Consider the following 13336-nt stretch of genomic DNA (forward strand, 5'->3'; position numbering starts at 1 on the left):
ATTGTATTATATTTATTATTTTGATTTTTTAGCAACAGTAATTTCTAAAACATTAGTATTTCTTTATTTCTTGAACCTTGTTTGTACTTCTGTTGTAATTTTTGGATCATAATCTCAGTAATACTCTTAAGATCATAATTAGCTTGCCATCCCCAATCTTTTCTTGCAGCTGTATCTTCTATAGATTTTGGCCATCTTGCTGCAATTTCTTGTCTAAAATCGGGTTCATAGGTAACCTTAAAATCGGGATATAATTTACGGATTTCGGCGGTAATTTCTTCCGGAGAAAAACTCACTCCCGCAATATTATAAGAAGTTCTAACGGTAATATTTTCTTTTGGAGCATCCATTAATTCTAAAGTAGCTCTTATTGCATCCTCCATAAATATCATAGGAAGGGTTGCATCTTCTTTCAGAAAACAACTAAAGTCTTCTTCTTTTACTGCTTTATGATAAATATCAACAGCATAATCAGTCGTTCCTCCTCCAGGCAATGATTGGTATCCTATGACTCCAGGATATCTAATCGATCTAACATCTAATCCATATTTAAGAAAGTAATACTGAGCCCAATTTTCTCCAGATGCTTTACTCATTCCATAAACTGTGGCAGGATTAAGATATGAGTCGTTTGGAGTATTTATTAGTGGCGCGCCTTCTCCAAAAACAGCAATAGAACTCGGGAAAAACACTTTTTCTATTTGATTCTTTCTGGATACTTCAAGAACATTAAAAAGTGTTTTCATATTTATATCCCAGGTAGCTAATGGATTTTCTTCTCCTTTGGCCGATAAAATTGCAGCCAAATGATATATCTGAGTAATCTTATATCGTTCTACTACCTCTTGGATTCTTTGTTGATTCGTAGCATCTATTACTTCGAAAATTCCTTTATAAGAATCCCTTTGCTCAAGATCAGAAGCAATTACATTTTCTATGGTATATTTTTTCTGAAGCTCTTTGGTTAATACAGAACCGAGCTGACCATTTGCACCAATTACTAAAACTTTTGTATCCATTTTCCTCTTAATTTTTTAACACTTTACAGTGTTATTTACTTACTAAAATAAGAATAACAATGTTTATATTTGATAAAACAAAAAAATTAAGTAATTTTTACTGATATATCACTTTAAAAAAACATTATTTACTTTTAACAATAAAATAACGATAGATTTAAAGTAATTTTTAATCAACATTTATGGATCAATTAGACAAAATAGATTTAACCATTCTAAGAATTCTTCAGAAAGACTCTAAAAAGACAGCTAAAGAAATAGCCTCTATTCTAAATTTAACTCCTTCTCCTGTTTATGAACGAGTACGTAGGTTGGAAAAACAAGGATTTATAAAAAAATATGTAGCGATTTTGGATAAAAAATTAATTGACAGATCAATTACCACTATTTGTCAAGTATCTATGCGCTATCACAATGAGGCATTTATTGAAAAGTTTGAAGAACAAATTCAGAATCTAGATGAAGTACAAGAGTGTTATCATATGGCTGGACAGGTTGATTTTGTATTAAAAATCCATACCAAAAGTCTTGAAGAGTATCATGATTTTGTAAAGTCGAAACTCTCTAAAATAGAGAATATTGGTGTTCTAAACAGTACGTTTGTTCTTAAGGAAATTAAACATTCTTCAGAATTTTATATTTAATCAAATTGATTAGACAAGTACTCTTTAAGCCAGAATGCTGTTTTTTTCATTTTTCGGTTGAGTGTAGTTTTATCCATACCTACAATTCCAAATTTAGGAATATAACCTTCTGCCCATTCAAAATTATCTACAAGTGTCCATAACAAAATTCCTTTCAAATTAATCTTCTTGGCTATAACGTTTTCCATTCCAATGATAATTTTCTTGTAATAAGCTATCCTTTTAGAATCATCTTCTTCATCTGACAAAGCTATTCCGCACTCTGACAACCATAAGGGTTTTTCTGAATCGTATTTGGAAAACCGTTCTAAAAAAAATTCTGCTCCTTCTGGATGAGTTTCCCATCCCATTACTGAAACAGGCACTTTTCTTTTTTTTGGACTTACCAAAACACTGCCTAAATAAGGAATATACCATGCACTTTTCACTACTTCTCTAGCATATGTTTGAATACCCCAGAAATCAAAATCCACTTTCATGATTTCCATATCTCCTTCTTGTATGAATTTTTCAATATTAGTTACAAGTGGTAATTCATTTTTAGGGTATCCTAATCCAAGATAAGGTTCTATGCATAAACGATTCATTAATGCATCTATTCTAAGTGCGGCTTTTTGATCTCTTTTTTGATCTGTATAAGCTTCAATTTTAGTACAACTTACAGCTGTCCCAATATGTAAACTATCGTCTGTTTTTAAAATATGAAACCCTTTGGCTTGCGCTAATAAAATATGATGAATACTCGCGCTGAAATTTTTAATTCCCCGTTTTCCTGGAGCGTGTATGCCTAGAAAATATCCAGCTCCAATACATACTATAGCTTCATTTACAAGAATCCAATTTTTTACACGATCCGAGAAATGATCCTTGAGAACACGAACATAATTTTCATAATCTGCGATTACCTCCCTATTTCGCCATCCACCTTTGTCTTGTAATTTTTGAGGTAGATCCCAATGGTATGCAGTGATCCAAGGCTCTATTCCGACCTTAAGGCAATAATCTATTACCTTATTATAAAATTCGATTCCTTTCTCGTTAATAGCTCCAGTCCCATCAGGAATTATTCTTGACCAAGAGATAGAAAAGCGAAATATCTTTAACCCGATATCGACACATACATCAATATCCTCCTCAAAACGTTCGTAAAAATTAGTAGCAATCTGATTATTGGATTTATCCTTTATTTTTCTGGAATTCTTGGTAAATGTATCCCAGATAGAAGCACCCCTTCCATCTTTATCAAAAGCTCCTTCAGTTTGAGCTGCAGCAGTAGTGACTCCCCAAATAATATGATTCTTAGAGCCCATTAATGGAATAAAATACTATGTAAGAAAAAATGGTAAATGGTTAGTGTTTAAATAAACCTCGCTTGAAAAAAGGAAAGAATACAGCAAAAAATACTTGCTGAACATTACATATTATTTTGTGAAATAATCTAAGTACAAACCTTATTATTTTGCTAGCTATCATATTGAATACCTTTTAATTATGAATTTAACAAAATGTAACTCAGGTAAGTTTATCAAAACATTATCAAAAGGTTATGATCTGATTTTATATTTTTTTATTTGATTTACATACAATAAATAAGGTTTTATGTACTTTTGAATATAAAGGGAAGTTATGTCTATTTCAGTTTCAAAAATTTCTAAAGTATATAATGAGCAAAATGCTTTGAAAGAAATTTCATTTGAAGTAAAACAAGGAGAAATTGTTGGCTTTTTAGGTCCGAATGGTGCTGGAAAATCCACAATGATGAAAATTTTGACTACTTATTTAGATCCTAGCTCCGGAAAAGCACAAGTAAACGGATTTGACATACATTCAGAATCTATGGATGTACAAAGGAATGTAGGCTATCTTCCAGAACACAATCCTTTGTATTTAGACATGTATGTTAGAGAATATTTGGCTTTTAATGCTCAGGTTTATAAAGTAACTACATCTCGAATTGAAGAAGTAATACAACAAACTGGTTTACTACCAGAATCCAATAAAAAAATTAGTCAATTATCTAAAGGATATCGCCAACGTGTAGGATTGGCTTGTGCATTACTTCATGATCCCAAAGTATTAATTCTTGATGAACCAACCACTGGACTTGATCCAAATCAGTTGGTAGAAATCAGAGAACTTATCAAAACGGTAGGCAAAGAAAAAACAGTTTTTCTTTCTACACATATTATGCAGGAAGTAGAAGCCATGTGTGATCGTGTTATTATCATCAACAAAGGTGAAATAGTAGCTGATAAAGACTTAAATGAAATGATGGATCAAACTGATCAGATCATTGAAGTTGAATTTGATTACAGAGTAGAGGAAGCCTTTTTATCCAAATTTGATTATATCAAAAAGGTTAAAAATGTCCATGGCTTTGTATACTTACTCACATTTGATACTACAATCGATATGAGACCAGCAGTTTTTGATTTTGCTCATGATAATCAACTAAAAATCCTGCAGCTTTCGAGAAAAAATAAAAACCTAGAGAGTTTATTTAGAGAGCTAACGAATTAAACCTTACTATTTTTTATCCAGTCGCATTTTCAAAATCATAAAGCACTTCTTTTAGTTTTGCTACTGATATTGGTTTTACAATATACTCACTAACACTTTCGTAAGATTTAGCACGCAATACATCCTCTGGATCTACAGAAGATGAAACTACATAAATAAGAATCTTTTTATTACAAGGAATCTTTATAAACTCTTCTAAAAATTGCCAACCATCTAAAATTGGCATATTTAAATCTAACAATATGATATCCGGTAATTGTTCTTTGGCAGAAATGATTGCTTTTAGATTATCTAAAGCTTCTTGACCGTTTTTAAAGACCAAGATTCCTTCGCAAAAGTCGATGAGTTGCATCACCTTCTTAATTCCAAAAACAAAAATTGGATCATCATCTATAACACAGGCAATATCTATTTTACTCATATCTCATATAAATTTTAAAGGTTGTTCCTCTATCCACTTCGCTACTAACTTCTATTTTACCACCAATAGCTTCTACTTGGTTCTTTGTTATAAATAATCCAATTCCTCGGGCATTTTTAATTTCGGTATGAAAGGTTTTATACATTCCGAATAATTTAGATCGATGTTTTCTTAGGTCTATACCTAATCCATTATCTTCAATTGATAACACCATATATTTATCTTCTTTTACAACACTTAATGTAAGGTAACTTTCTCGCTCTAATGATCTATACTTAATACCATTAGTTATAAAGTTAAGTAATATACTATCTAAGTAAGCTGGTACTGCCATCACTCTTATATTATCATTTACCTGGTTATTTATGGCTACTTCGGATTCTATTGCGATTGCAGAAACGCCTCTTATGACTTCATCTATCGCTTCTTTGAGATCAATTGGAACCAAACTTTTATCTAAGGAAGTATTAATCAATACAACCTCATTTAGATGCGCAATAGTATCTGAAAGATTTAAAGAAGCAGTTTTAAATAGCCTAATAATTTCATTATCTCTAATCTCTGGATTTTCCTGTAAGAATAAATCCAATAACATCTCAAAATTTCCGGAATGAGACTTCAGATTATGTGAAACGATATGTGCAAAGTTTTTCAATCTTCGATTTTGATCTTCTGCTACTCTTAACAAAGATTTTAGCTCTTCTTCTTTTTTAATTCTGGTAATATCTGAAACGTGTATGATAATACCTCCTATTTCATTTTCATCAGAGTACCAAGGTCGCAATTCCCAAGACAGCCAGACAAAATCTCCCTTTTTTCTATGTATTTTTTCCTCATAATTTTTAATTACCGTACCCTTTAAACATTTAGCAATATTCATTTTCCTGATCTTGCTAACCTTTGAAAAGATATTGTAATAAGATTTTCCTATGATATCCTCTCCTTCTATATCATAAATCTGAAACCATTTTTGCGATGCGGCCAAATAGTTCATTTTTTTATCAAACATCGCTATGGCACTTGGAGCTTGTTCTATAAAAAGTCTATTTCTTTCGAAGTCTTGCTTTTTCTTTGTAATATCTTGGTGGGATCCGAAAACCCACTCTGGTTTTCCTTTTTCATGCCAGCTAACTACTTTACCCTTAGTCAATATCCAAACATACCCCCCATTTTTGTGTTTCATCCTTACTTCACATTCGTATATAGGAGTATTTCCTTTGAAATATTCTTCCAGACATGTATTTGACTTTTGAATATCATCAGGGTGCGTATATTTAACCCAAGTATCTATAGAAATCGGTCCAATTTCATCTAAGGTATAACCAATAATTTCTGCCCATCTTTCATTAAAAATAGTTTCTCCAGTTTCGGGATTCCACTGCCAAGTACCAAGATCCGTCCCATCGATAATATGCTCAAATATGGCCGATTGTATCCTTAGTTCTTCTTCTTTTTTCTTTATCTCCGTAATATCAGTATGAGCACCAAGCATCCATTCTGGGTTACCTTCTTCATCCCAACTTACTACTTTCCCTCTGTCTAAAACCCAAATCCATTCTCCATTTTTGTGTTTCATTTTAAATTCACACTCATAAAATGGAGTTCTTTTTTCAAAATGTTCTTTTAAAAGTTCATTCGATCGATCTTGATCTTCCTTGGTAGAGTGTGCTAACCAGGTTCCTAAAGAGATTGGTTTCAGCTCTTCTAAAGTATATCCAATCATCTCTGCCCAGCGTTCATTTAGGATAGTTTCACCAGTTTTAACATTCCATTTCCACGTTCCTAATCCAGTTCCATCAATAATGTGTTCAAAAAAAGCGGACTGTAACCTTAGCTCTTCTTCTTTTTCTTTGATATTAGTAATATCGGTATGAGCACCAAGCATTTTAATAGGTTTCCCTTGATCATCCCTGAGCATTACACCTCTACAACGCACCCATACGGTATGTCCTAGTTTATGTTTAAATCTAACTATTTGATCATAGGTAACTGAGGGATCCTCTGCGTGCGCAGTAAAATTGGCATATATATTTTTTAAATCTTCTTTAAATACGATTTCTTGCCAAGCATCTGTTTTATGGGGTTTGGTCGCCGGATCATATCCAAAAAGAGTCCAATATCTTGGATTCATCCATACATTATCAGGATCCAATAGATCCCAAAACCATATCCCATCTAAGGCTGCTTCTTGTATAAAATCAAAAATATAACTATCAGTTTTGATTAAGCCATATAGTTCTTCCTTTAGATAGTGATCTCTATTCGAATCTTGCGCTATATCCTTTACTCTCGTCAATTTCATGGTCATGTTCATTTTTATTTTTATAAGCGAATGAGGGAATTGTGCAAACGTTGAATATCACTTAAAGTTACTGAATATTCCCTAAATAATTCGCTAATTTTTGTAACATATTTCTTAAAAAAATCCATTTTTTAAGAAAAAATACAATCTGAATTTAGAATTGCTTTCCTTTCTTAAGATAAATCTCAAATGTAGTTCCCTGATCTACTTTACTTTTAACCTTAATTTTTCCACCAAGTGCTTCAACCTGATTTTTTGTGATAAATAGTCCAATACCTCTCGCATCTTCATTGTTATGAAAAGTTTTATACATTCCAAATAACTTAGAACCATACTTTTTTAGATCTATTCCTAATCCGTTATCTTCTATAAGCATGACGATAAAATCATCTTGAATCCTAGCTTCTATATTGATATAACTATCACGACTTTTAGATCTGTATCGAATCCCATTAGTTATAAAATTTAAAATAATACTATCTAAGTAAGCAGGAATAGCTTGTACCCATAACTCCTCGGATATATTATTATTGATAGTAACTTCAGCGTCCTTTGAGATTACCGATATTGTTTTCACCACTTCATCTATGGATTTTTTAAGATTACTGGAAGTCAAATTTTCGCCAATAGAATTATTAATTTGCACTACCTCGTTTAAATGTTTTATGGTGTCTGATAGTCGAGTAGAAGCAGTTTTAAATAGTTGTATCGCCTCAGATTTTTCAGCTTCGGGATTTTCTTTGGTATAAATATCAAGTAACATCTCGAAGTTACCTGATTGAGATTTTAAATTATGAGATACGATGTAAGCAAAATTTCTTAACCTTTCATTTTGTTCTTCCGTTAGTTCTAAAATGGATTTGAGCTCGTCTTCGACCTTTTTTATATCGCTAATATCTGTAGCAACTCCTAAGTAACCTATCGTTTTATCCCTTTCTTTGATTGCAGTGACTGTAAGCTGCACAGGAAATCTTGTTCCATCTTTCCTAATATATGTCCACTCCTTTGTGTAATGCTTCTTTTTATTTGTTAATTCAATAAAAACATCAAAACCTTTTACTTCTTTATGTAACTCATGCGACAATTTCCGTCCAACCAATTCTACTTCTTCCTGATCATGAATAATGACTGGACTTTGCTTATACAACATTTCCTCTCGATCATAACCTAAAAGGTTTTCAGCTCCTTTATTAAATGTCGTTATGATTCCTGAAACATCGGTCCCTATTATTCCAACTCTACTACTCGATTCCAAAATACCTTTTAACTTAGCTAAAGTATCTTCTAATCTCCTTTGATTATATACACTCTGAGTGGTATCGGTTATTTGAGAAATAAAATATAATGGTGTTTCTTTTTTATCTCTTACTAAAGAAACCGAAAGCAATCCGTGTACTTCTCTACCATTCTTATGAAAATATCTCTTTTCTAGATGGTAAAAGGATATTTCACCATTTAGAAGCTTATTCAATAATCCTAAGTCTTTATTTAAATCTTCAGGATGGGTAATATCTTGGAATGTCATGTTAGTTAATTCTTCCCTTCGATATCCTATCATATTGCAAACAGCATCATTTACTTCTATCCATCGTCCATCTAGACCAATAATAGCCATTCCTGTCGCCGCACTTTCAAAATTCCCTCTAAAAGCTTGTTCACTTATTTTTAATTTCTCTTCAGCTAATTTTCTATCCGTAACATCGTGCATGGCAACCACAGCTCCTCTAACCTCGCCATTAACACCAATCAATTGGGAACCGTTGGTTACAACATGTCTTTGTTTGCTAGATGTCGATGTAATCACTATTTCATCATCCATCACCTGATTTCCTCTTAATGCTTTTATAAGAGGAATCTCTTCTTCTTTTAAGGGTGTAATCCCATCAGGTTTTCGTAGACCATAATATTCTGATAAGTCCGAAGGAGAAATTGGTTTGGCTTGCAATCCATGCCATTTTTTAGCCGTTTTATTAAATAAGGTTAACAAACCTTTATCATCACAGGACACAACACCTACATCGATACTATCTAAAATTGCTTCTAAAAAAACTTTTCGTTCTTCGCTAAGCTCTTCCGCTTTTTTTAATTTGGATATATCTGAGGTATGTTTTAACAAACCTCCTATCTGTCCTTGTTTATTGTACCATGGGCGTAATTCCCAAGAAATCCATTGATTACAACCTTCATTTCTCTCTAAACAATCTTCGTCTTTTCTAAGCGTTTCCCCATTTAAGCATTTATTATAAATACTTTCCCATTTTTCTTTCATATCCGGAAAAACTTCATATTGAGATTTTCCTATAATATCTTGTCCAACTATATTATAATCTTCAAACCACCTGCTAGATGCTGCAAGATATCTCATATTGGTGTCAAACATGGCTATTGCGCTTGGTGCTTGACTTACAAATAATCTATTCTTTTCTAAAGCTTTTTTGTTCTCAGTGATATCGACTTGGGTTCCTACTAATAATTCAGGATTACCTTCTTCATCCCAACTCACTATTTTTCCTTTTATCAATGCCCAAATCCAATCTCCATTCTTATGTTTCAATCGTGTTTCGCACTCATAGTAGGGTATCAACTTTTCATAATGTTGTTGCAATACCTTTGTCGATTTTATATGATCAGAAGGATGCATCAAATCTACCCAGGTATTTAAAGAAACTGGTTGTAATTCGGAGAGGGAATATCCCATGGTATTAGCCCATCTCTCATCAAAAACCACCTTTCCCGTTCGCAAATTCCATTCCCAAGAACCTGAATTGGTACTCTCAATAGTATCTTTATACTTTTCAACTTGCTGCTGTAATTCGTATTCTGTATTTACTAATTTAGTAACATCTGCATATACCCCGATCATCCATAAAGGTTCACCATTGATATCCGAAATAGTAATACCTCTGCATCTCAACCAAACTATATGTCCTAACTTATGAGTAAACCTAACCACTAGATCATATTGTTTATTTGGCTGATCGAGATGCTCATCCAAACTTTTCAATATCTTTTCTAAATCTTCCTGAATTATTATTTTTTTCCAAAAAGATTTTTCTTTTGGAATTTCGGTGGCAGTATATCCAAGAATACTCCAAAATTTTTCATCCATCCATTTTTGGTCAGGATCTTTTAAATCCCAAAACCAAACACCATCTAGTATAGTATCTTGAATGAAATCAAAAACTTTTTCGTCTTTCTTTACAATTTCGTAAAGTTCTCTTTGTAAATAATTCTCTCGTAAATGAACGTAATTTCTAAAAGTAGTTTCCTCGCTATAGGCCATACAATTTTGTTAAGATTCAACTGTTTGCTCTGCGGGGTAATTAAATTTACGCAATATTATCAATTTTATAAACCAGTAAAACCATTTATTTTGTATTACAAAACCGTAACACAGTTATGATAAAAAAACGCAATAAAAATAAACGTAAATATATGATTTACAATTTCTTGAAAAGAAAATAAAGATACATAAAAAAGAAAAAAACAAAGTGAAAATCACAAAATTTAACAAAAATTATTGAAAAAAATTAAAGGGAAAAATCCCTTTTGTATGTAAATTTCAATTAAATATTAGTCTTCCTGTAAAAAACTCTTGCACATCTACCACTGGAGGCTGATTTATGGAAATGACATCTCCAGTACTTCTAATTTCACCTGTTATCGACTCTTGAGGGTTTACGATAATTTTGTTTGTTCCTCTATGCCTTAACCTAACATTTGTAGCAACCAAATCCTCTCCCTCAAATCTTCCGGTACCAGATGCAAAATTAACATTCAAATTATTCGTACTGCCAGATAAAAAAAATGAAGTAATATTATTCCCTACAATAATTAAGCTTTGATTTTCAATTATAATTGTAAATGTGCCGGTTACACTCCCTTCATTATCTTCCACAAAGTCTTCAGATAGTAATCTTAGTTGAGGATAGGTAAGTGTTCCATCTGAAGAAATATCAAATTGGGAAGCACTTCTAATTTCAGTAATATTAGGAGCTGTTACAAAAATTTTAGTTTGATTAAAATCTCTTACAAAATTACAATCATTAGTATTACTTAACACTAATCGATCACCTTCGACAATAGCAGAAACCTCATTTAATAAATTATCGCCAGTTTCTATTACTATAGAGGTCTGTTCTCCTTGTTTCAAAACCATTTCTACATTCTGATTTACTAAAATTCTAGAAAAATCTGGAACCTCAACTTCTTGTCGTACTAAATCTCCTGTCCTTTGAAAACAATCTATAGCGTTCTCGCTATCACAAGAAATAATAAACAGCATCAATATTATTATAAGTATCTTTTTCATAATCTGTAACCAATAGAAAATTCAACTGCCTCAGCTTTTGCCGCATGTGATCTTACTGTAACTGATCCAAATATATTTTTATTAACATAATATCTTAATCCAAAACGGTTATAGACTTGTCCTTCAAAATCATAGGGATAATATACATAATATCCCAATTGTGTTAATATAGAAATATTACTTACTCTTAATTCATGCCCCAACGATAACCCTATCCTTTTTGCATCTTCATCACCTGTGGTTCCATCTTCGAAATCACCCGTAGATCTAAAATCAATAAAACGTTCCAGTGCTTTCGAAAAAAATAACTCCGCTCCAAGCTGCAAACTACTCTTTTTATTCAATCGTTTATCGGCAAAAACTGCAAAGGTATAAAATGGGAACTGACCAGATCCAACAACATCACTTTCGTTGATTCCACTCCTAAATATAAAACCATATCCTAATGGTTCTGAACCTCTTACTTCTCCTTTTTCTTTTTCTATATATTCAGGATATTGTGAATCTAACACATAATTAAAACCTGCATTAAACACTAGTGTATTTGTACTTTTATTTGGTGCTTTAAAATTTGCATTAGAATAATGAATAACTCCTAATCCCATTTGAAAACCAAGTCCTCCTAAGATGTTTTCTTTTTTTAGATTGAGCATTGCAAATGTAGAACTCATGAAATGTGATCCGTATGCCACATTTCTAAAATTATCATCTTCATCGTATGGACTATTTGTATAGGCTAATCCTTGTCCTAATCTAAACATCAAAAGACGTTTGAAAAAATAAAAGTTATAATGTAAATAGACCCCAAAGTTTTGACCCAAAAACTCATTATCCATATCCTGATATATGAATGAGAGCCCATAATCGGGTGAGTTATATAATCTTTCCCATTCTTTATTACCAAAGGTCTTTCTGTTTACCGAAAGTAGTACTCCTGAAGGATGTCCTGTTATTAAATGAGATATATCTGGATTATGTTTTAGAATAGTTCCATAAAAGTTGTTTACATCAAAACCATAATACTTATTATCCTCTTGAGATTGCACAGAGTGCACCAACATTATCAATACTATACAAATGCGCTTCATCATTGTGGCAAATGTAAGATAGCACTTTTAGGTTTCCAAAATCTTGATAGTTTTAGAATACGCTTTCTGCTATTTTTTTAATATTATCAGATTTTCCCATTGAATAATAATGTAATACAGGCACTCCGTATTCCATTAATTCTTTCGATTGTTGGATTGCGAATTCTATTCCTACCTCACGAACTTGCTTATTAGTCTTACAACCTTCTACAGCACTTACTAACTCATCTGGCATATCTAGCTTAAAAACTTGAGGTAATAATTGCAGATGTCTTTTTACCGCTACAGGTTTGATACCAGGTATTATTGGGACATTAATCCCAGCTTCTCTAGCTTTTTCTACAAAGGCGAAATATCTTTTATTATCAAAAAACATTTGGGTTACCACATAATCAGCACCAGCATCAACTTTATCTTTTAATCTTCTTATATCAGCATTCATAGACGGAGCTTCCATATGTTTTTCTGGATATCCGGCAACACCTATACAAAAGTCAGATTGATTATCACTTTCTATAACTTCATGTAGAAATCGACCATTATTCATATTTACAATCTGCTCTACCAATTCATTTGCATAACAATGACCTCCTTTTGTTGGACTAAAATATTTTTCCTCTTTCATCGCATCTCCACGAAGTGCCATTACATTATCAATACCTAAATAATGACAATCTACCAAAAGATATTCCGTTTCCTCCTTTGTAAACCCTCCACATAGTACATGTGGAATTGTATCAACATTATACTTATGTGTAATTGATGCACAAATACCAACTGTTCCTGGACGCATCCTTGTTAATTTTTTATCCAAGAGACCTTCGCGATCAATATAGATAAATTCCTCTCTCGATGTAGTTACATCTATGAATGGAGGATTAAATTCCATTAAGGGATCTATATTATCATATAATTCTTGGATACTTTTTCCTTTTTGGGGAGGAATTAATTCAAATGAAAATAATGTTTTTCCTTTAGCCTTTTTTATATGATCGGTAACCTTCATTTAGTTTTAGTTGTTTACTTGGTA

Annotated in this window: 10 protein-coding genes; 2 read left to right on the forward strand and 8 right to left on the reverse strand. The window is 32.2% G+C overall.

What is annotated here, in order from left to right; genetic code table 11:
* Positions 1–44: 44 nt before the first annotated feature.
* A complete protein-coding gene (locus tag Q1A73_RS06395; RefSeq protein WP_299603101.1) occupies positions 45–1019 on the reverse strand; it encodes an NAD-dependent epimerase/dehydratase family protein in 975 nt (324 codons plus the stop codon).
* A 182-nt stretch (positions 1020–1201) separates the two neighbouring features.
* Between Q1A73_RS06395 and Q1A73_RS06400 the strand changes: the two genes are divergently transcribed.
* Positions 1202–1663, forward strand: coding sequence for an Lrp/AsnC family transcriptional regulator (locus Q1A73_RS06400; RefSeq protein WP_299603104.1), 462 nt, complete (start codon positions 1202–1204; stop codon positions 1661–1663).
* On the opposite strand, the gene Q1A73_RS06405 is transcribed toward Q1A73_RS06400, so the two are convergent.
* Positions 1660–2973: a family 1 glycosylhydrolase gene (locus Q1A73_RS06405; RefSeq protein WP_299603107.1), complete on the reverse strand. Its 1314-nt coding sequence runs from the start codon at positions 2971–2973 to the stop codon at positions 1660–1662. The genes Q1A73_RS06400 and Q1A73_RS06405 overlap by 4 nt on opposite strands.
* Positions 2974–3289: 316 nt before the next feature.
* Here Q1A73_RS06405 and gldA point away from each other — a divergent pair, with 316 nt between their 5' ends.
* Positions 3290–4183 (forward strand): gliding motility-associated ABC transporter ATP-binding subunit GldA, encoded by an 894-nt coding sequence (gldA, locus tag Q1A73_RS06410; RefSeq protein ID WP_299603110.1) that lies wholly within the window; start codon positions 3290–3292, stop codon positions 4181–4183.
* A 13-nt stretch (positions 4184–4196) separates the two neighbouring features.
* Here the strand turns inward: gldA and Q1A73_RS06415 are convergent, their stop codons facing one another.
* The 6 genes from Q1A73_RS06415 to metF form a co-directional block, all read right to left on the reverse strand.
* Positions 4197–4604: a response regulator gene (locus tag Q1A73_RS06415; protein ID WP_299603113.1), complete on the reverse strand. Its 408-nt coding sequence runs from the start codon at positions 4602–4604 to the stop codon at positions 4197–4199.
* Positions 4597–6906 (reverse strand): PAS domain-containing sensor histidine kinase, encoded by a 2310-nt coding sequence (locus tag Q1A73_RS06420; protein WP_299603116.1) that lies wholly within the window; start codon positions 6904–6906, stop codon positions 4597–4599. Before Q1A73_RS06420 ends, Q1A73_RS06415 begins: the two co-directional genes overlap by 8 nt.
* 154 nt (positions 6907–7060) lie before the next feature.
* On the reverse strand, positions 7061–10189 hold the full coding sequence (locus tag Q1A73_RS06425; RefSeq protein ID WP_299603119.1) for a PAS domain S-box protein: 3129 nt from the start codon (positions 10187–10189) through the stop codon (positions 7061–7063).
* A 279-nt stretch (positions 10190–10468) separates the two neighbouring features.
* A complete protein-coding gene (locus Q1A73_RS06430) occupies positions 10469–11218 on the reverse strand; it encodes a head GIN domain-containing protein (protein WP_299603122.1) in 750 nt (249 codons plus the stop codon).
* A complete protein-coding gene (locus Q1A73_RS06435) occupies positions 11215–12309 on the reverse strand; it encodes an acyloxyacyl hydrolase (protein WP_366141426.1) in 1095 nt (364 codons plus the stop codon). Before Q1A73_RS06435 ends, Q1A73_RS06430 begins: the two co-directional genes overlap by 4 nt.
* Positions 12310–12358: 49 nt before the next feature.
* On the reverse strand, positions 12359–13312 hold the full coding sequence (gene metF, locus Q1A73_RS06440) for a methylenetetrahydrofolate reductase [NAD(P)H] (protein WP_299603125.1): 954 nt from the start codon (positions 13310–13312) through the stop codon (positions 12359–12361).
* Positions 13313–13336 lie beyond the last annotated feature (24 nt).

This window comes from uncultured Aquimarina sp. (assembly GCF_947492115.1).
In the GTDB taxonomy this organism is placed as follows: domain Bacteria; phylum Bacteroidota; class Bacteroidia; order Flavobacteriales; family Flavobacteriaceae; genus Aquimarina.